This window comes from Streptosporangium sp. NBC_01469, assembly GCF_036227305.1.
In the GTDB taxonomy this organism is placed as follows: Bacteria; Actinomycetota; Actinomycetes; order Streptosporangiales; family Streptosporangiaceae; genus Streptosporangium.
The window spans coordinates 1,790,656-1,808,828 of sequence record NZ_CP109465.1 but is presented as its reverse complement, the minus strand read 5'-3'; the positions used below and the strand labels follow the sequence as shown (position 1 = coordinate 1,808,828).

The window sequence follows — 18,173 nt, the reverse complement described above, 5'->3', positions numbered from 1 at the left end:
GCGAGATGGCCGGTCAGGCCCGTGAAGTGGCCGGTCAGGCCCGCGACGTGGCCAGTGAGAAGATCATTGTGGCACGTGGGTGGGCGGCACCGAGGCTCGACGCCGCCGCGCACTCGATCGAGGAGCAGCTCGCGCCGAAACTCAGCGCCGCGCTCTCCCAGGCCGCCGCGAGGATCGATCCCACTCCCGCGAAGTCCAGGAAAACGCCGATGGTCCTGCTGTTCGCGGGCGTCGCGATCGCGGCGGCGGGCTACGTTCTGTACCGCAGGAACGCCGACCAGTGGACGGACACGCTGAAGGAGAGCGCCTCCGACGCGTCCCAGTGGGTTGGCCATAAGACGGAGGCTGCGGCCGGGAAGGTCTCCGGCGCGGCGGAGGACGCCGCGACGAAGGCCGGCGAGATCGGCGCCAAGGCCGACTCCAAGGCGGAGCACACGTCGCACACGTCCAAGGGGCAGCCCTAGGGGCCGGAGCACACCGGTCGGATGAGTGAGTTCCGATCGGTCGAACGAACACGGCGTACGGCCGAACACGGCGTACGGCACCGGCCGGGAGTACGGCCCGCACCGCGAAGGTGCGGGCCGTACTCCCGTGTGGCGGCCCATTGACCGATCACCAAGCGCTTGTTAGAACGTGTTCCTAAGACCCAAGGAGCACCGATGACGCTGTCGCCCCTCGACGACCATCCCGTACACCAGTCGCCCGAGGTGATGCGGCACGTCACGACGTCGGATCGCAACTTCTACGACCGGTACTACTTCAACTGCCACGCCGGATCCGACGAGCTGATGCTCATCGTCGGCCTCGGCCAGTATCCCAACCTCGGGGTCACCGACGCGTTCGCCTGCGTGCGCCACCGGAACCTGCACCGCGTGGTCCGGGCCTCCCGGGAGCTCGGCGACGACCGGATGGACACGAGGGTCGGCCCGTTCAGGATCGAGGTGATCGAGGGGCTGCGGCGGCTGCGGGTGGTGCTCGATCCCACGGAGCACGGCCTGTCCTTCGACCTCACCTGGGAGGGCACCGTACCTGCCACGCTGGAACCCCGGCACTTCCTGCGCCGGCAGGAACGCGTGGTGTTCGACTCCTCCCGGATGGCACAGACCGGCCGGTGGACCGGGCACATCCTGATCGGCGACGAGCGCGTCGAGGTCGCCCCCGACCGCTGGCAGGGCACCCGCGACCGCTCGTGGGGCATCCGCCCGGTTGGCGAGCCCGAGCCCCCGGGCATCCAGGCGCGCGACGCGAGCACCTTCTACTGGCTCTACGCGCCCGTCCAGTTCGACGACCACGCCATCCTCTGCATCCTCCAGGAGGACGAGAAGGGCCGCCGGGTGCTGGAGGAGGCGGTGCGCGTGTGGGGGTTCGGTTCCCCGCGGGAGGGCGAGGAGGAGTATCTCGGCCGTCCCGAGTACCGCCCGACGTACGTGGACGGCACCCGGGAGGTGCGCGAGGCGACGATCTCCTTCTCCCCGCCGGGCGGGAAGCCCTTCGACCTGCGCTGCACCCCGATTCTTCCGGTGCACTTGATGGTGGGCACCGGATATGGCCTGGAACCGGATTGGAAGCACGGCATGTACCAGGGTCCCCGCCCGGTGGTCCAGGGCGTCACCCACACGCTGCCCGAGGACGCCCCGAGGATGTGGGGCATGGTCGACGCGGTCGGCCGCTTCGAGTACGACGGCCGGATCGGCTACGGCCTGTATGAGTACTGGGCCCTGGGCCCGCACCCGTCCTTCCCCGAGGACTGATCACCGCACGGGCCCTCCCCGCACGGAGTCCGGCCTTTCCGGAGAGCCGATCCCCACACGGGATCCCGCCCTCCCGAAGCCGACTCCCGCACGGGACCCGGCCCTCCTGGAAGCTGATCCCGCGCGGAACCCGGCCTTTCCGGAGGACTGATCCCCGCACGGGACCCGGCCCTCCTGGAAGCTGATCCCGCGCGGGACCCGTTTTTCCCGGCTCCGAGCCCGTGCGGTGGGAGGCATCCACCGTAGGTCGGACCGCGCCGGCCCCCGTACGGCGCGAACTCCCGGATCGGTCCCGCGGACTCCCGGATCGGTCCCGTGGTCGTCACCGGTGGCCCGGTGGTCCTGGACAGGCCGGGGTTTCCGCGCGGGTTTCCCGGATCACTACCGGGCCTGTGCTGCGAACCGGCCGAGGTCATTCCCGCACGGACAGCCCCGGCCGGTTCGCAGGTCTTTCCGGGGGCACCCCCGGCCCTCCGGGGCGCCCCCGCGATGTCACTCCCCCTCGGCCTTCTTGGCGCAGGTGACGGCGGGCGCGCCGCCTTCGGAGAGCTTGCCCGCGACCCTGACCTCGGTGACCGCGGCTCCCTCGGGAACGGGAACGGCCATGGAGAGCGTGGCCGCGTCCACAGGCTTCGCAACCCCCACGGGAGCGGGTGTGGCCATGACCTTGGCGTCCTTGGGCGGGGCGGGGGGCTCCACGCCCGGCCGCACCACCCTCATGTCCTCGGTGGTCGTGACGCGACCGGGCTCGGCCTTCCTGAACTCACCCTTGAACTCACCGGGCTTCCCGAGCTCGCCGTCCTTTCCGGGCTCCCTGAACTCACCGCCCTGTCCGGGCTTCCCGAACTCACCGTCCTTTCCGAGCGGCAAGGCGGGGACGGCGGGCATCGTGAGAGCGGCCCCGGACTCCTTCATCTCCTTGAGCTCGGCCTCGGTGAACGAGCGCGTCACCAGGGTCACATGACCGCCGCCCTCACAGGCGATGAGCACGATGCCGTTCCCTGGAGCGGGGGTGGGGACGGGAGCGGGGGTGGGGGTGGCGGCGCTGGCGGCTCCGGTCAGCGTGGCCATCAGAGCCCCCGCGGTCACCACGGCGACGGCGAGAGTGCGAATACGCATGGGTGTTCTCCTTGTCAGGCAGGTCGGCGGACGGGTCGGTGCGCGAATCGGCAGGTGGACTGATGGACGGACCGGCACGCGGTGCTGGAGATCACAGGTTCCCGCCCGTTGCCTGAACCCAGGCTGAAGGCGCCGGAAATCGTCTTCAGGTTGGCTTTAGGCGCGGTACGGCAGGCTGGAGGACATGCGCGTGCTGCTGGTTGAGGACGAGAAGCGCCTGGCCCATCTCCTGAAGGAGGGACTGGCGGGTGAGGGGTTCGCCGTCGACGTCGCGTACGACGGGCGCGACGGGCTGTGGATGGCGACCGAGAACCCGTACGACGTGATCGTGCTCGACGTCATGCTGCCCCGGATGAACGGCTACACCGTCTGCGCCAAGCTCCGCGACGCGGAGAACTGGACGCCGATCCTGATGCTGACAGCCAAGGACGGGGTGCACGACGAGGCCGAGGCCCTGGACACGGGCGCGGACGACTTCCTGTCCAAACCGTTCTCCTACGTGGTGCTGCTGGCCAGGCTGCGCGCGCTGGTGCGCAGGGGCGGCGGGGCGAGGCCGGTGTCCATCGTGGTCGGCGACCTGACCGTCGATCCGGCGGGGCTCCGCTGCCGCCGGGGCGATGTGGAGATCTCCCTCACGCCCAAGGAGTTCTCGGTCCTGCACGGCCTGGCGCGCAGGCAGGGCGAGGTGGTCTCCAAGAGTGAGTTGCTGGCCCAGGCGTGGGACTTCTCCTACGACGGCGACCCGAACATCATCGAGGTCTACGTCAGCGCGCTGCGCCGCAAGATCGACTCTCCGTTCGGCCGCTCGTCACTGGTGACCGTGCGCGGCGCCGGCTACCGGTTGGAGGCCTGAGATGGCGTCACGCCTGTCCGTACGGCTCCGGGCGACCCTCGCGGCCACCGCCATCGTCGCGGTCGCGCTGGGGGTGGCGTCGGCGGTGCTCGTCGGCGTGCTGACGGGAAGCCTGACCCAAAGCGCCTCCGACGAGGCCGCCCGCCGCGCCGGCGCGACCGCCGACGTGCTCGCCGGCGGCACGGTGACGCTCGACGTTCCGACGTTCGACGCCACGCCGGCCGCCGTCTCGAAGACCGCCACGGCGGCGATCGGTGCTTCGCCGGTCAGCGTGGTGGCCGTCACCGGACCGCTGAACAAGATCGTCCAGCGTTCGGAGCCGACCGTCCTCGATCCCGACGTCAAGATCTTCACGCGCCCCGCATGGCCGGTGCCGACGTTCCCCGGCCCGGCTCCGGCCCCCGGCCCGCCGTCCGCGGGGAAGGCCGCGACGTCACCCACGGTGGTGGCCGTGAGGGGCGAGGCGGGCGAGGCGGGCGAGGCGGTGCTCCAGCCGGCCGAGACGGCACGATGGGCGCCGGGCGACTCCTTCGCCCTCGCCACGATGCCCGTGAACACCGCGAACGGCACGCTGTTCGTGCAGGCCAGGGCATCGCTGGAGCCCACCGGGGAAGCCCTGAAGTCCCTGCGCGGCCTGCTGCTTCCCGGTATTCCCGCGCTGCTCCTGCTGGTCGCCGCCCTGACCTGGCTCGCCGTCGGCCGGGCGCTGGCACCGGTCTCGGCCATCCGCGCCGAGATGGCCGACATCACCGCCAGCGACCTGCACCGGCGGGTCCCCGTACCGAGGTCGCGCGACGAGATCGCCCGCCTCGCCGAGACCATGAACCGTACGCTCGACCGCCTGGAACTCGCCGTCAGCCGGCACAAGCGCTTCGTCGCCGACGCGGCCCACGAGCTCCGCAGCCCGCTGGCCATCCTGCGGACCCGCCTGGAGCTGGCCCAGCCGGGGCCGCTCGCGGCCGAGGCGCTGACCGACGTGGAGCGGATCCAGGCGCTCACCTCCGATCTCCTCCTGCTCGCCCGCCTGGACGCCGGTGAGCCCGGCTGTCACGAGGAGGTGGACCTCGGCCAGGTGACCGCCGAGGAGGCGGCCAGGTCGCGTCCCAGGCCGGAGATCAGGGTCACGCTGGAGGTCGCGGCCGACACCGTGGTCCTCGGCTCCGCCGGGCAGTTGCGCCGCCTGGTGGCCAATCTGGTCGACAACGCCGTACGTCACGCGAGTTCCGCGGTCACCGTCCGGCTGGCCACGGAGGGCGGCGAGGCGGTGCTCGACGTGCGCGACGACGGGCCGGGCATTCCCGCCGAGCACCACGAGGCGGTCTTCGACCGCTTCACCCGGCTGGACGAGGCCAGAGACAGGGACGCGGGCGGTGCGGGTCTCGGGCTGGCCATCGCCAGGGACATCGCGGTACGGCACGGGGGTGGCCTGCGGGTCGCGGGGAAAGATCGCGAAGCCTGGCTACAGGCCCGTTTTCCTGTGATATGAACCACACACGTGATCTGTCACGGAGCCCTTCACTCCCCAGGAGGCCCGCCATGCCCGCCCCCACCCGTCGCTTAATGATCTTCCGAGGTCTCGCGGGCGGCGCCGCCGCCGTGATCGCGTCGGCCGCCGCATGGGTACGCCCCGCCCATGCCTCCGAGGAGACAGAGGAGGCCGCCGGTCCCATAATCGCCAAGACCAGTAGCATTCCCGTCGGCGGCGGCCGAATCATCAAGGACACGTGGGTGGTCACCCAGCCGGTGAAGGGCACCTTCCGCGCCTTCAGCGCGAAGTGCACGCACCAGGGCTGCCCGGTCTCCACCATCCGCGGCGGGACCATCAACTGCCCCTGCCACGGCAGCAGGTTCCGGATCGCCGACGGCTCGGTGGCCAGAGGTCCCGCCAAACGACCGCTGGCCCGTAAGAAGATCAGGGTCTCCAAGGGCGTCATCCGGCTGAGCTGATCGACCTGCGCTCACCCGGATCCCGCACGGGAACCCGCGAAATCCCCCGTATCCTCCGCGGATCCCAGGGCGGCCTCCGGCCGAACCCGCCACGCGGACAACGTGTCGTCACCCCGGCCCGGCGTCCCACCTGCCGGACGCCGGGCGACGGCGGTCATCGGTGGTCGGTAGAGCCCGCGCATGACACATGCGCGGGCTCTCCTCGTCAGCCGTGGGTCCCGACCTTGCAGCGGTCCGTACCGACTGGGTTCGCTCCGAGAGGAACCACACGGCCGAGATCTCGTCTCGGGCCGGCGCGCATCGCCTGGGGTCCTGTTGATGGCCGAGTTCATGGCCGAGCGAGCACGTGTGCGCGAAATCGATGACGACAGGGAAACCTCACGGGAGGAAACCCCAGCTGATGGCGAGGCCGGACGGTTCCGCCTGAACATCGACGATGGTTTCACGTGAATCAATGCGCTTCGCCCGGCAGCGGGACAGAAGGGTCGCTCCCGCCCACCGCGGGGGAAGGGGATATTCGGATGCGCCCACCAGGGAGCGGCGCGAGAATACGCGGTGCGGTGGTCCGCCCGTTCGGTGGTCCGAATGCTCGGTGGCTCGGCGGATCCGTGCACCGGTCGGCGTTCGCCCCCTCCTCGGTCACCGAGGAGAGCTACCGCAACGTCATGGGCGCGTGGCCCTACCGGCGCGAGCTGGACTGCGTCGTCGTGGCCCCGGACGGCCGCGCGGCGTCGTACTGCCTGATCTGGCTGGACGACGCCAACGGCGTCGGGGAGATGGAGCCGGTCGGCACGCACCCGGACTTCCGGCGGATGGGACTGGCCCGCGCGGCCTGCCTGTACGCGCTGCACCGGCTCAGGGAGGCCGGAGCGGTCACCGCGATCGTCCACCCTCGGGGGGACGCGGGATATCCGGTGCCCGCGCAGCTGTACGAGGGACTCGGCTTCCGCGCCCACGACCGGACGGCCCGCCACTCGCGTCCCCGATGAACGGTTTCAGAAATATCTTATTGATATCGCCATATAACGCCGCCTGGAAACATATACATTTTTGCTCGGGAAAACTCTCCCAAGATAACCCGTGAATCGCACGCGGATGTATAAGTCTTACTTCCCGGCAAGTAACATTACAGGGTTGATCGCGTCTGTCGGCGGATAGACGTCACAACATGCGAAGGACCGTTCAACAATCCCTGATCACCAGTACCGTCTTCGCCCTGGCCACAACCCTCCCCTTCAGCGTCGCGCACGCCGTGACCGACCCCACCCCCGATTCCCAGCATGTCCCCCTGCCAGATCAATTCACGACCCTCAAAACAGGCAGCAGGGGAATCGAGGTCCACAACGCGAAGAAAAGACTCAGAGATCTGGGATTCCCCCCGGGAAATCTCAGCCCCACGTACGACTCCGCCCTGCGAATGACCGTATGGGCCTTCCAGAAGGCGAACGGGTTGAAGCCCGTCGACAGAATCGACCCGCCGACCTGGCAGGCCCTCCTGCACCCCCGTCGGATCAGGCCCCTGGTGACGTACGGAGAGCGGGAAAGGACCGAGATCGATCTACGGCGCCAGCTTCTCATCGCGTGGCGGGGCGGGAAGCCCGTGCTGGTGACCCACATCTCCACCGGCGCCCGCAGGTCGTACTGCGAGAAGGGGCACTGCGGGTTCGCCTCAACCCCGGTGGGCGACTATCGGGTGGGAGTGCGGGTCTCCGGCTGGTCCACGGGGATCCTGGGGGCGATGTTCTACCCCGTCTACTTCAACGGCGGCATCGCCATCCACGGTTCCACCCTCGTCCCCCGCTACCCCGCGTCCCACGGGTGCGTCCGGGTTCCGCTGCACAACGCCCTCAACCTCTACCGGTTCCTTCAGCCGGGCACCCCCGTATACGTCCGCCGCTCGGAGGCTCCCGCCGAACGCCGCCCGAAGGCTCGCGGGGAACGACACTCGCGGATCCCCAAGGCACGACCTCCCGAAGCTCCTCACCGCTCGTACCGGTACTCCTCGCGGCCCGGACGCCCGACCGGCGATCACGGCAGGGGGCGCCGGTGAGCCGTGGCGGCGCGCCCGAGCCGGGAGGTGGCCTTCCCGCCACGATTCCCGGCCGGTACGGCGATCGGACCGGCCTCACGGGCTTAGAACCGGTGCCGCGAGGTCATGATGAGGATGTCGGCAGATCATTCCGAAGGGCGTGAATCGTGATACCAACCATGATCCTGTTCGGCCTGGTCTTCGGGCGCTGGTGGCGGGCCTCTCTCCTCGCCGCCGCCGTGTTCTGGCCCGTGGTGCTCCTGGCCGGTGACGCGATCGGGCTCGACGGGTCACTGATGATGGCGGCCGCGCTGGGAGTGCTCAACGTCTCCGCCGGGGTGGCGATCCACCAGAGCGTCCTGTGGATCGTGAGGAACACGATCGCGCAGCGGCCACGGGCGAAGAATCCGTAGCCGCACGGCCGCCGAGGCCCGGTTCCGCGGGTGGTCACTCGGGAAGATCCCTCGAAGGCCCGAGGGTACGGGCGGCATCCGGCGATCGATGCCGCCCGCGGACGCGTCTCAGGGCCTGATCCCCTCCAGGATCACCTCGTCGAGCACGACCGAGGCGGTCGACTGGTCAGGCCTGTCGTACTGCCCCGCGGTGACGGCGACCACCAGGTCCAGCGCGGGTGACACGTAGATCCGCTGGCCGCCGTTGCCGAACCCGCCCGTCCACGTGTCACCCGAGTACCAGTGGTAGCCGTAGTGGGCACCCTCGTCGATCCGCACGTGCGGGTGCAGCGCCGTCTTCAGCCAGGACGAGGGGACGACGCCGCCGCCCCCGTCGAGCACGAGCCGCCCGATCGCGAGAAGGTCGCGAGGGGTCAGCCGCAGCCCGGAGGCGGCGAGGGCCACCCCGTCCTCGCCGGTCGACCACTCGAAGCGCGCGATCCCCAGCGGCTCGAACAGCCTGGCACGCGCGTAGTCCTCCACCGCCCGTCCGGTGCCCTTCTCGATGAGCCGCGCCACCAGCGCCGAAGCACCCCCGCAGTAGGACCATCGGCTGCCGGGCTCCTCCACGATCCGCTGCCCGAGGACGTAGCGGTATCGGTCGGGGACCGACTCCATCGCGATCTCGCTGTTGGCCGCGCTCGTGTAGGGGGCGCTCTCGTCCCACTCCAGGCCGAGCGTCATGGTGAGCGCGTGCTCGACCGTGAGCGCGGCGCGCAGGGGATCCTCGGCGAGGTCCGGATACTCGGGAAAGTGCCGTAGCAGCGGCTCGCGCGGCTCCGGCACCTCGCCGTCGGCCAGGGCGATGCCGTACAGGAGGCCGATGACGCTCTTGGTGATCGAGCGGACGTCGTGGAGCGTGCCGGGCGTGAAGCGCACCCGGCCGAGCGGCTCGTTCAGTTTGAAGTCCTCGCCCTCGCCGTAGTGCTCAAGGATCACCCGGCCGTGGCGAACGGCGACCACGCCGTGGAGGTCGGGCACCCGGCCCTGCTCCACGGCCAGGGCGAGACGGTCGGTGAGTGCGTCGCTGCTCATGATCCTGTTCTACGTCCTGCCACCGTGTCAGGAGCAACCCGGCAGGGAGAACTTCCGTTGACCACGGTGCGCGCCTCCTTCACACCCGGCGTCCGGCGGCGAGCACAGGCGCCCGTGCCGAGTCCCCCGGGAGAGGCCGGCGAACGCCGGGCGCGGGCGCGTCTCCGCCGGTATATGAGTTGACAGGCGCGGCCCGGAACCGGTCCGATGAACGACGGGAGACGCGACTCGAAACCGGTCCGACGAACGGCGGGAGACGCAGCCCGGTCCTCCCGCCTCGTCGCGCCGCCCGCGTGTCACGCGGTGGTCCCGCTCCAGATCAGGAAGGTGGTCCATGCGCGCCGGCAGGATGCACGCGGATGAGATGGAGCACGATGTCCCCCTCGTGCGCCGGCTGGTGGCCACGCGGTTCCCGCGGTGGGCGGACCTTCCTGTCGAGCCGTTCGACTCCTCCGGCACGGACAACGCCATCTACCGGCTCGGCGACGACATGGCCGTACGCCTGCCCCGCAGGGCCGGTTCCGCGGCGCAGGTCGAGAAGGACCTGCGGTGGCTGCCGAGGCTCGCCCCGCTGCTCCCGGTGCCCGTTCCCGTCCCGCTCGGCAAGGGGATACCCACCGAGGATTACCCGCTGCCCTGGTCGGTCTACCGCTGGCTCGACGGTGAGAACCCGTCCCCTGGCCACCTGACCGAACCGGGACCGCTCGCGAGGGACCTGGCGGCGTTCGTCGCCGCGTTCCGCCGGATCGATCTCCCGGACGGACCGCCCGCCTACCGAGGTGGGCCGCTGGCGACGCTGGACGCCCCGACGCGCACCGCGATCGAGGACCTGCGCGGGATGATCGACACCGACGCGGCGACCGCGGCGTGGGAGGTCGCCCTCGAAACTCCCGGGTGGGCGGGCCCGCCCGTCTGGATCCACTCCGACCTGATGCCCGGGAACCTGCTGCTCGTCCGGGGGCGGCTCGGCGCCGTCATCGACTTCGGCACCGCGGGCGTGGGAGACCCCGCCTGCGATCTGATCGTCGCGTGGAACCTTCTCCCGGCCGGCGTGCGCGACGACTTTCGCGCGGCCCTGCGGGTCGACGACGCGACCTGGGCACGCGGGCGCGGCCGGGCCCTGTCCATCGCCCTCATCGCGCTCCCGTACTACAGGGACACGAACCCGGTGTTCGCGGCGAACGCGCGGCACGTGATCCACGAAGTCCTCGCCGACCACGAGAACGCCGGATGACAAGGTCCCCGGACGGGCTCGCCACGTGATCGGGGCGAAGCCACCGGGTCGCGACCCGACTTCGGCGAGCGCACGCGTCCGGCCGGGCCGGCCGGTCGACGACACAGGTGCGTCCGCTTGCGGATAATCCGGAACGGTACCGGTTGGCTATGGTAGGGGGCATGACCGCCATGGCACCCGCCCGTACCGAGCCGGATCTGTCGTTCCTGCTGGACCACGCCGGCCGTGTCCTGAGAACCCGGATGGCGGCGGCGCTCGCCGAGATCGGGCTGACGGCACGCATGCACTGCGTGCTGGTCCACGCCCTGGAGGAGGAGCGCACGCAGATCCAGCTCGCCGAGCTCGGTGACATGGACAAGACCACGATGGTGGTCACGGTCGACGCCCTGGAGAAGGCGGGGCTCGCCGAGCGTCGCCCGTCCAGTACGGATCGGCGGGCCCGGATCATCGCGGTCACCGAGAAGGGCGCGGAGGCCGCGCGACAGAGCCAGGAGATCGTCGACGGCGTGCACCGGGCGGTGCTGGGCGCGCTGTCCGGGAACGAGGGCGAGGTGCTCGTACGGGCCATGAGCCGCCTGGTGACGGGACATCTCTCCGTCCCCGTGGAGGCGCCGCAGGGGATCCGGCGGGCACGGCAGCGCACAAAGTAAGTCCGTAAGGGATCGTCTATAACAAAACTATCTGCTACGGTCGCTCCTGTTCCCCTTCGAACAGGAGGCGGCCCCATGTCGCACACCGCACCTTCCCCCCGCCCCGCCCGGCCACCCGGCACCGGCACGTCCCCGTCGCGCTGGCTGGCGCTCACCGTGCTGTCCGCCGCGATGTTGATGACGATCCTGGACGGCAGCATCGTGACCGTGGCGATGCCGGCCATCCAGGCGGATCTGGGTTTCTCACCCGCCGGACTCAGCTGGACCGTCAACGCCTACCTGATCGCCTTCGGCGGGCTGCTCCTCCTGGCCGGCCGGCTGGGCGACCTCATCGGCCGCAAGACCATGTTCCTGGCGGGGAATGTGGTCTTCACCGCCGCGTCGCTGCTGGCCGGAGTGGCCACCGGGCCCGGCATGCTGATCACCGCCCGGTTCCTCCAGGGCGTCGGCAGCGCCATGGCCTCCGCGGTCGTGCTGGGCATCCTGGTGACGCTGTTCACCGAGCCCGGGGAACGGGCGAAGGCGATCGGCATCTTCAGCTTCACCGGTGCCGCCGGAGCCTCGATCGGCCAGGTCCTGGGCGGGGTCCTCACCGACGCGCTCAGCTGGCACTGGATCTTCTTCATCAACCTGCCGATCGGGCTGGCCACGATCGCGCTGGCGATCCGGGCGCTGCCGGGCGAGCGCGGGATCGGGCTCGCCGCCGGAGCCGACGTCATCGGCGCCGTGCTGGTCACCGGCGGCCTGATGCTGGGCATCTACACCGTGGTCAAGATCGAGGAGTACGGCTGGCTCGCCGCCCACACCCTCGGCCTCGGCGCGGTCTCGCTCGCCCTGCTGACCTCGTTCGTCATCCGCCAGGCGACCGCCGCGACCCCGCTGATGCCACTGCGGATCCTCCGCTCGCGCAACGTCTCGGGCGCCAACCTGGTCCAGATCCTGACGCTGTCGGCCATGTTCGCCTTCCAGATCATCGTCGCGCTCTACATGCAGCGGGTCCTCGGTTACGGCGCGCTCGACACCGGCCTGGCGATGCTTCCCGCGGCGGTGGCCATCGGCGGCGTGTCCCTGTTCCTCTCCGCCCGGCTCAACACCCGCTTCGGCGAGCGCGCCGTCCTGCTGGCGGGCCTGGTGCTCCTGTTCGGGGCGATGGGCTGGCTCACTCGCGTACCGGTGGACGCGAACTACGTCACCGACCTGCTCCCGGTGATGCTGCTCGTCGCGGGTGCCGGGCTGGTGCTCCCGGCACTGACCACGCTCGGCATGTCCGGCGCCAGGGCCGACGACGCGGGCCTGGCGTCCGGGCTGTTCAACACCACCCAGCAGATCGGCATGGCCGTCGGCGTCGCGGTGCTGTCCACGCTGGCCGCCCGGCGTACCGAGGAGCTGCTGTCCGCGGGAGAGAGCGGGGCGGCCGCGCTGACCGGCGGCTACCACCTGGCCTTCGGTATCGCCGCCGCCCTGCTCCTGGCCGCCTTCACCGTCGCGCTCGTCGTGTTGCGGCAGCCCGGACCGGACACCGCCGTCCTGGACGCGCCCCCCGTCACGCCGACTTCCCAGCCGGAGAGCACCTGACCACCGCCGCGACGGGCCTGACCACGTACGGGAGCGGGCCGGGCGCCGACGCCCCGCTGACCGCCCTGCCCACCGGGCACCGGGCACCGGGCACCGGGCACCGGGCACCGGGCACCGGGCACCGGAACGATCCGGGTTCCGGCCCCGCGGTGACCGTCCTCTTCGGCCCTCTTTGGCGCAGTCATCTCCCCCGAGGATTCCGACCGCCGGCGCACCACGGGGGCCCGGCGGTCAGAAAAGGGTCAGCGGCTCGGTGGGCATGGGCTCGGGCAGCGGCTCGACCTCCGGCAGCAGGGCCCGTACGTCGTCGTGAAAGCGACGGGCGAGCGTGAGCGCGTCGGCGTTGTCGGGGGTGTGGATGAACACGGTCGGCGAGCGGCCTTCGCGCAGCCAGCCGGTGACCGTGCCGATCCAGTGCCGCCAGCCCTCGATCGTGCTCGCCGTGTCGTCCCGGCCGAGGTAGCGGACGATCGGACGGTCGGTGAGGGCGACCGACCGGCGCGGCATGCGCGGCTTCTTCGACCACGCCTCTCGTTCGGTGTCGCTGGTCGGGGGGCTCCGGAAGAGGGTCGTGGTGTCGAAGGGCACCCACTCGGCGCCGACACCGGCGAGCACCCCTTCGAGAAGCCGTACGGAGCGCACGTCGTCGAAGAACGCGCGGTGGCGGACCTCGACGGCGTACCTGTGCGAGCGGGGGAGCCGGCGGAGAAACCCGGCCAGGGTGCCGAGGTCGGTCGGGGCGAACGACCCCGGCAGCTGGATCCAGAGGGCGTGGGCTCGCGGCCCGAGTGGCTCGATCGTCTCCAGGAACGATCGGACCTCCTCATCGACGCCGGTGAGGCGGCCCTCGTGTGTGATCGACTTGGGCAGCTTGACCACCAGGCGGAAGTCGGGCGCGGTCTGCCGCGCCCACGACTCCACCGTGCTCCTCGCCGGTGTCGCATAGAACGTCGTGTTGCCCTCCACCGCGTTGCACCAGGTCGCGTAGGACCGCAGGCGCTCCCCGGGAGGCAGCGGATGGGGCAGGAGACGCCCCTGCCATGACTTGAGGGTCCACATCGCGCATCCCACATGAAGCCGCATGACCTCGACGCTATCCAAGGGCCGCGGAAGAGGGTGAACCGAGCACACCTCGGGGCGGACACTCCGCCGGCCATGTCCCGAGGTCCTCCGTGGACCGACGACGCCGACGGTGACCGGACACGGATGACACTCCCGCGGCGAAGAGCCGGAAACAGGTGACACGTCGCACCTTTTTAAACGCAGGAAATATCGGTCAGGGCACCGGCGTCGCCCCCGGAATTACCTGGGCGACACCGGCGCCTTGATTTACCGCGACCCCGATCGGAAGGTATTCATTCAGGCGGGAAGAACGTTGTCCGCGAAGTCGCCCTCCATGTTTCCCGGCGCCTCGAAGACGAAGACGACGTACGTCTCGAAGTAGTCGCTGCCCTGGCCCGACGCCCGTCCGATTCCGACCTTCGTGCTGCCCTTCCAGACGAGTTGCGTGAAGTGGCCGCTGGCGCCGTCGAACCGGGCCGCGGCGAAGTCGTAGGCGTCGATCTCGCTGTACCAGCTCTTGACCGCGTCCGATCCGGGCAGGGCCTCGGAACCGCCGCCCCAGAAGATGTTCTCGCCCGTCCCCTCGCGCAGATCGGTGTGACCGGCCTGGAGTTCCTCCTGCTCGGAACGGGAGACGGCTCGCGATTGGGCGTACGCGTTGAGCTCGGGGTCCAGGACCAGGGGTGGCGCGTGGTGTTTGGCCCGGAAGGCGTTGGCCTCCGCGAGCGCCTCGGCCTGGAACTCAGGCGTCGTGCTGTCGGGGAAGGCGGGGCGAGTTCCTGGCATGAGACATCCTCAAACGGCACCGTGGGCGCCGGCCGAACCACGATCCCTGACGACCGCGGATTTCTCGCCCAATCATTTACGCGCGCATTCCATTCGGCAAGGGCCGATTCACGCAAAGGACTTTACCGGAAGACCCGAATCGATTCGGTCAACAAGAAACGTGCTATTTATCTCTCGGATACGGCTTCGAGGTGACGCGCGGTGAACAAAACACCGGGAGAAGCGGGCACAACGGATCGGCGAATCCTTATGGCCCGTATCTCCGACGGGGCGCGCCGAGTCATCCGAAGGACGCTTCGGGGCGTACGTCGCCTGTCCTGACGCCACTCCCTCAGCGGGACGGAACCCGAAGTCACCGGGTGCCGGCTGGACGGGCACGCTTTACGGGAGCACTACAACCCGGCGTCGTACGTTGGTTAGATCCATTGCCCAGGCGGGCATTTCGGTAGACCATCGCACTCGCGACAGATGGGATGTTCCTTGATGAAGGTGACATTTCTCGTAGCAGGGGTCCTGGCCGCCCTCGTGGCGGCCCCGCCCGCAGTGGCGGCCGAGACCGGATCCGGGACCGGCGCGTCCACGGCCCCTGCCTCTTTTGAAAAGCCGGCCTATCCCACCGAGTTCTCCCTTCCGGACGGTTTCCAGCCGGAGGGGATCGCCATCGGTCCGGGCCCGGCCGCGTACTTCGGCTCGCGCGGGACCGGCGCGATCTACCGGGCCGACCTGCGCACGGGTAAGGGCCGGATCATCAACCCGGGTCCGGGCACCCCGTCGCTCGGTCTCAAGGTCGACGCGCGCGAGCGGCTGTTCGTCGCCGGTGGCACGGGCGGCGACGCCCGCGTGATCGATACCCGTAACGGCAAGGTGCTCGCGAGCTACCGGCTCGCCACCGGCACCGCGTTCGTCAACGACGTCGTGCTCACCCACGACGCGGCGTACTTCACCGACTCGGCCAACCCCGTGCTGTACAAGCTGCCGTTCGGGCCCGGCGGAGCGCTGCCGGCCGAGGCGGTGAAGGTGCCGCTGAGCGGGGACATCGTCTACACGACCGGCAACAACGCCAACGGCATCGCCCCGACCCCCGACCGCAAGGCCCTGCTCGTCGTGCAGTCCAACACCGGCAAGCTGTTCCGCGTCAACCCCTCGACCGGCGTCGCCACGCTGGTGAACATCGGCACCGAGTCCCTGGCCAACGGTGACGGCCTACTGCTGGAGGGCCGCACCCTCTACGTCGTGCAGAACCGCCTGAACACCCTGACGTCCCTCTCCCTGAACCGCGGCGCCACGTCCGGGAAGGTGGTCCGCAGGCTCGTGGACGACCGCTTCGACGTCCCCACCACCGTCGCCCCCTTCCGCGACCGCCTCTATCTCCCCAACGCCCGCTTCACCACTCCCCCCACCCCGACGACCCCGTACAACGTGGTGGTCGTCAAGCGTCACTGATCGATCGGTTATCGCCGATTCGCGTGCCCGCCCCGGCCGCACGCTCCCGTACGTCCGTTGCCCCCGGGTCCGCGCCGGGGTTCCCGCCGATGCCGGGAACTCCCGAGGGCCCGGGGTCATCGCCGTACCGAGAACCCCCCGTTGGGGTGACATCCTTTCCCGCCGGACGGGAGCCGGTGCGTGATCACGGCGGGGGATCGGGCTACTCGCCGGTGACGCCGTCGATCCGCTCGCGCAGCAGGTTGGCGGCAGGGCGCACGCCCCCGAGTCTGACGACGCCCGGAGAACGGGACGACCGGGCCGGTAACCCGTCTCGCGCTACGCCTCGTCGGCGGGATCGGCGATGCGGTAACCCACCCCGGGTGTCGTCGTGATGATCGGCGGGCTCCCCAGTTTTCGGCGCAGCCGCCCGATGGTCACGGTGACGGTGTTGGTGAACGGGTCGGCGTTCTCGTCCCAGACCTGTTCGAGGAGGTCCTCGGTGCTCAGGAAGGCGGGGCAGGCACGCAGGAGGGTTTCGAGGAGCGCGAACTCCTTGACCGAGAGGTCGAGCTGCCGGCTGTCGCGGGTGGCCGTGCGGCGTACCGGGTCGAGCTCGATCCCGGCCGCGCGCAGTGTCCGTGCGCGCGCGGACGGCCGGCGGCGGGCCAGGGCGTGGACGCGCAGGACCAGTTCGGGAAAGTGGAAGGGCTTGGCGAGGTAGTCGTCGGCTCCCAGGGTGAGGCCGCTGACCCGGTCTCCCGGCGAGCCGGCCGCGGTCAGCATCAGGACCATCGCGCGGTCGTCCCGTTCAGTGATCATCTGACAGAGGGTGTCGCCGTGGATCCCGGGCAGGTCGCGGTCGAGGACCACCACGTCGTACGCGTTGAGATCGAGCTTCGCCGCGGCGGTCAGGCCGTCGTGGGCGACGTCGACGGCCATGCCCTGGTCGCGCAGGCCCTCGGCCACGATCTCGGCGAGCGGGCGCGCGTCCTCCACCACCAGGATCCTCACTCGGCGCGGCCTTCCGGTGCGGGCGCCGGCGGCAGCGAGACGGTTACGCGCAGGCCGCCTTCCGGCCGGGCGTGCAGGTCCAGGACGCCGTCGTGCGCGCCGACGACGGCCGCGACGATCGACAGGCCGAGGCCGGAGCCGGTCTCGGAGCCGGTCCGGTCGGCGGCGAGCCGCCGGAAGGGCTCGGCGAGCCGGGCGACCTGCGCCGGGTCGAGAACAGGCCCGTCCGTCTCCACGATCAGCCGCGCCGAGTCGTTCCCGGCCCTGGTCGCGAGCCGGATCGAGCCACCGTGCCGGTTGTGGACGACCGCGTTGTCGATCACGTTGTTCACCATGCGGGACAGCAGGGTCGGGCTGCCCCGGGTCCACGCGGTGTCCTGAGCGAGGACCTCGACGGTCAGGTTCCTCCGCGCGATGTCCGGTGCCCAGGCGGCCAGCGATTCGGACACCAGGGTGCCGAGCGAGACCGGGGCGCTGTCCCGGAGCTCACCGTGCTGCGCACGGGCGAGGTCGAGAAAGCCTTCCACAAGGCTGTCGACCCGGTCGAGTTCGGTACGCAGCCGGTCGGCGAGCGCCAGCGTCTGCGGTGGCACCGGCCGCGGCTTCGCCACGGCCACGTCCAGCGATGCCCGCATGGTCGTCAGCGGCGTCCGCAGTTCGTGGGAGGCGTTGGCGACGAATCGGCGCTGGGCGGCGAAGGACACCTCCAGGCGTTCCAGCAGTCCGTCGATGGTGTCCGCGAGATCCTTGACCTCGTCGGCGGGGCCCGGCACGGCCAGCCGCTCGTGCAGGTTCTCGGCCGAGATCCGCCGGGTCGCCGCGGTGATCGTCCGCAGGGGGCGCAGCACCCGGCCGGCCACGGCCCTGCCCAGCGGAAACGAGATCGCCGCCATCACGACCAGCGCGATCACCGAGCCCACCAGGAGCTGGCGTGACTGGACCGCGTGGACGTCCGAGAGCTGTGCCTCGAGCTGGTGGACGCGCTCCTGGGCGAGGCCGGGCTGCTGGACGGAAGGGGTCCGGCCGGGTGCCGGCTGGGTCACGCTCACGCCGGTGGCCAGCAGGTTGGTCAGGGCCAGCAGCCCCAAGCCGGACAGGAGGAACAGGACGGCATACAAGATGGTGAAACGCTGCCGTACTGTCCGCCTCGATGATGCGGGGCGTCGCGGCTTGTTCATCGGTCCTCTCCCGTTCGCGTGCGGACCTCCAGGATGCGATGCCCGACCTAACAGCGGCATGACAGG

General features: G+C 70.4%; 19 protein-coding genes. 13 read left to right on the top strand and 6 right to left on the bottom strand.

Annotated elements, in window-relative coordinates; genetic code table 11:
- The first annotated feature begins 5 nt into the window (after positions 1-5).
- Entirely contained in the window at positions 6-464 is a 459-nt protein-coding gene (locus OG587_RS08085) for a hypothetical protein (RefSeq protein ID WP_329088323.1), read from the top strand.
- Positions 465-659: 195 nt separating this feature from the next.
- Positions 660-1,751, top strand: a complete 1,092-nt coding sequence (locus tag OG587_RS08080; RefSeq protein WP_329088321.1) for a hypothetical protein — start codon at positions 660-662, stop codon at positions 1,749-1,751.
- A 492-nt stretch (positions 1,752-2,243) separates the two neighbouring features.
- Here OG587_RS08080 and OG587_RS08075 read toward each other — a convergent pair whose 3' ends face one another.
- Positions 2,244-2,870 (bottom strand): hypothetical protein, encoded by a 627-nt coding sequence (locus tag OG587_RS08075; protein WP_329088320.1) that lies wholly within the window; start codon positions 2,868-2,870, stop codon positions 2,244-2,246.
- Between the two features lie 184 nt (positions 2,871-3,054).
- On the opposite strand from OG587_RS08075, the gene OG587_RS08070 reads away from it, so the two are divergent.
- From OG587_RS08070 to OG587_RS08040, 7 genes are all read left to right on the top strand, one after another.
- On the top strand, positions 3,055-3,723 hold the full coding sequence (locus OG587_RS08070; RefSeq protein ID WP_329088319.1) for a response regulator transcription factor: 669 nt from the start codon (positions 3,055-3,057) through the stop codon (positions 3,721-3,723).
- A 1-nt stretch (position 3,724) separates the two neighbouring features.
- A complete protein-coding gene (locus OG587_RS08065) occupies positions 3,725-5,209 on the top strand; it encodes a sensor histidine kinase (RefSeq protein WP_329088317.1) in 1,485 nt (494 codons plus the stop codon).
- A 50-nt stretch (positions 5,210-5,259) separates the two neighbouring features.
- Complete coding sequence (locus OG587_RS08060; RefSeq protein ID WP_329088316.1) at positions 5,260-5,670, top strand: Rieske (2Fe-2S) protein; 411 nt, start codon at positions 5,260-5,262, stop codon at positions 5,668-5,670.
- Positions 5,671-5,988: 318 nt separating this feature from the next.
- Positions 5,989-6,120: a hypothetical protein gene (locus tag OG587_RS08055; RefSeq protein ID WP_329088315.1), complete on the top strand. Its 132-nt coding sequence runs from the start codon at positions 5,989-5,991 to the stop codon at positions 6,118-6,120.
- Between the two features lie 71 nt (positions 6,121-6,191).
- Positions 6,192-6,659, top strand: a complete 468-nt coding sequence (locus tag OG587_RS08050) for a GNAT family N-acetyltransferase (protein WP_329088314.1) — start codon at positions 6,192-6,194, stop codon at positions 6,657-6,659.
- A 179-nt stretch (positions 6,660-6,838) separates the two neighbouring features.
- Complete coding sequence (locus OG587_RS08045) at positions 6,839-7,720, top strand: L,D-transpeptidase family protein (RefSeq protein ID WP_329088311.1); 882 nt, start codon at positions 6,839-6,841, stop codon at positions 7,718-7,720.
- Positions 7,721-7,866: 146 nt separating this feature from the next.
- Positions 7,867-8,112 carry a hypothetical protein gene (locus tag OG587_RS08040; protein WP_329088310.1) on the top strand — a complete coding sequence of 82 codons (246 nt, stop codon included), beginning with the start codon at positions 7,867-7,869 and terminating at the stop codon, positions 8,110-8,112.
- A 108-nt stretch (positions 8,113-8,220) separates the two neighbouring features.
- Here OG587_RS08040 and OG587_RS08035 read toward each other — a convergent pair whose 3' ends face one another.
- Positions 8,221-9,186, bottom strand: a complete 966-nt coding sequence (locus tag OG587_RS08035) for a serine hydrolase domain-containing protein (protein ID WP_329088307.1) — start codon at positions 9,184-9,186, stop codon at positions 8,221-8,223.
- A 334-nt stretch (positions 9,187-9,520) separates the two neighbouring features.
- On the opposite strand from OG587_RS08035, the gene OG587_RS08030 reads away from it, so the two are divergent.
- From OG587_RS08030 to OG587_RS08020, 3 genes are all read left to right on the top strand, one after another.
- Positions 9,521-10,420 (top strand): aminoglycoside phosphotransferase family protein, encoded by a 900-nt coding sequence (locus OG587_RS08030; RefSeq protein WP_329088305.1) that lies wholly within the window; start codon positions 9,521-9,523, stop codon positions 10,418-10,420.
- A 161-nt stretch (positions 10,421-10,581) separates the two neighbouring features.
- The gene (locus tag OG587_RS08025) at positions 10,582-11,070 is read left to right on the top strand and encodes a MarR family winged helix-turn-helix transcriptional regulator (RefSeq protein WP_329088303.1); all 489 of its coding nucleotides are present in this window, start codon (positions 10,582-10,584) and stop codon (positions 11,068-11,070) included.
- 75 nt (positions 11,071-11,145) lie between these two features.
- Positions 11,146-12,645 carry a DHA2 family efflux MFS transporter permease subunit gene (locus tag OG587_RS08020; RefSeq protein WP_329088301.1) on the top strand — a complete coding sequence of 500 codons (1,500 nt, stop codon included), beginning with the start codon at positions 11,146-11,148 and terminating at the stop codon, positions 12,643-12,645.
- A gap of 231 nt (positions 12,646-12,876) precedes the next feature.
- Here OG587_RS08020 and OG587_RS08015 read toward each other — a convergent pair whose 3' ends face one another.
- Both OG587_RS08015 and OG587_RS08010 read right to left on the bottom strand, forming a co-directional pair.
- Entirely contained in the window at positions 12,877-13,728 is an 852-nt protein-coding gene (locus OG587_RS08015) for a DUF72 domain-containing protein (RefSeq protein WP_329088299.1), read from the bottom strand.
- A 276-nt stretch (positions 13,729-14,004) separates the two neighbouring features.
- A complete protein-coding gene (locus OG587_RS08010) occupies positions 14,005-14,493 on the bottom strand; it encodes a CAP family protein (RefSeq protein ID WP_329088296.1) in 489 nt (162 codons plus the stop codon).
- A 483-nt stretch (positions 14,494-14,976) separates the two neighbouring features.
- On the opposite strand from OG587_RS08010, the gene OG587_RS08005 reads away from it, so the two are divergent.
- Positions 14,977-15,936 carry a superoxide dismutase gene (locus tag OG587_RS08005; protein ID WP_329088294.1) on the top strand — a complete coding sequence of 320 codons (960 nt, stop codon included), beginning with the start codon at positions 14,977-14,979 and terminating at the stop codon, positions 15,934-15,936.
- 318 nt (positions 15,937-16,254) lie between these two features.
- Here the strand turns inward: OG587_RS08005 and OG587_RS08000 are convergent, their stop codons facing one another.
- On the bottom strand, positions 16,255-16,929 hold the full coding sequence (locus tag OG587_RS08000) for a response regulator transcription factor (protein ID WP_329088292.1): 675 nt from the start codon (positions 16,927-16,929) through the stop codon (positions 16,255-16,257).
- Entirely contained in the window at positions 16,926-18,107 is a 1,182-nt protein-coding gene (locus OG587_RS07995; RefSeq protein ID WP_329088290.1) for a sensor histidine kinase, read from the bottom strand. Before OG587_RS07995 ends, OG587_RS08000 begins: the two co-directional genes overlap by 4 nt.
- Positions 18,108-18,173 lie beyond the last annotated feature (66 nt).

What these genes read in the sequence shown, in the direction of transcription:
- OG587_RS08085 (WP_329088323.1), top strand. Translation starts at nt 6, where the DNA reads ATGGCCGGTCAGGCCCGTGAAGTGGCCGGTCAGGCCCGCGACGTGGCC.
- OG587_RS08080 (WP_329088321.1), top strand. Translation starts at nt 660, where the DNA reads ATGACGCTGTCGCCCCTCGACGACCATCCCGTACACCAGTCGCCCGAG.
- OG587_RS08075 (WP_329088320.1), bottom strand. Translation starts at nt 2,870, where the DNA reads ATGCGTATTCGCACTCTCGCCGTCGCCGTGGTGACCGCGGGGGCTCTG.
- OG587_RS08070 (WP_329088319.1), top strand. Translation starts at nt 3,055, where the DNA reads ATGCGCGTGCTGCTGGTTGAGGACGAGAAGCGCCTGGCCCATCTCCTG.
- OG587_RS08065 (WP_329088317.1), top strand. Translation starts at nt 3,725, where the DNA reads ATGGCGTCACGCCTGTCCGTACGGCTCCGGGCGACCCTCGCGGCCACC.
- OG587_RS08060 (WP_329088316.1), top strand. Translation starts at nt 5,260, where the DNA reads ATGCCCGCCCCCACCCGTCGCTTAATGATCTTCCGAGGTCTCGCGGGC.
- OG587_RS08055 (WP_329088315.1), top strand. Translation starts at nt 5,989, where the DNA reads ATGGCCGAGTTCATGGCCGAGCGAGCACGTGTGCGCGAAATCGATGAC.
- OG587_RS08050 (WP_329088314.1), top strand. Translation starts at nt 6,192, where the DNA reads ATGCGCCCACCAGGGAGCGGCGCGAGAATACGCGGTGCGGTGGTCCGC.
- OG587_RS08045 (WP_329088311.1), top strand. Translation starts at nt 6,839, where the DNA reads ATGCGAAGGACCGTTCAACAATCCCTGATCACCAGTACCGTCTTCGCC.
- OG587_RS08035 (WP_329088307.1), bottom strand. Translation starts at nt 9,186, where the DNA reads ATGAGCAGCGACGCACTCACCGACCGTCTCGCCCTGGCCGTGGAGCAG.
- OG587_RS08030 (WP_329088305.1), top strand. Translation starts at nt 9,521, where the DNA reads ATGCGCGCCGGCAGGATGCACGCGGATGAGATGGAGCACGATGTCCCC.
- OG587_RS08025 (WP_329088303.1), top strand. Translation starts at nt 10,582, where the DNA reads ATGACCGCCATGGCACCCGCCCGTACCGAGCCGGATCTGTCGTTCCTG.
- OG587_RS08020 (WP_329088301.1), top strand. Translation starts at nt 11,146, where the DNA reads ATGTCGCACACCGCACCTTCCCCCCGCCCCGCCCGGCCACCCGGCACC.
- OG587_RS08015 (WP_329088299.1), bottom strand. Translation starts at nt 13,728, where the DNA reads ATGCGGCTTCATGTGGGATGCGCGATGTGGACCCTCAAGTCATGGCAG.
- OG587_RS08010 (WP_329088296.1), bottom strand. Translation starts at nt 14,493, where the DNA reads ATGCCAGGAACTCGCCCCGCCTTCCCCGACAGCACGACGCCTGAGTTC.
- OG587_RS08005 (WP_329088294.1), top strand. Translation starts at nt 14,977, where the DNA reads ATGAAGGTGACATTTCTCGTAGCAGGGGTCCTGGCCGCCCTCGTGGCG.
- OG587_RS07995 (WP_329088290.1), bottom strand. Translation starts at nt 18,107, where the DNA reads ATGAACAAGCCGCGACGCCCCGCATCATCGAGGCGGACAGTACGGCAG.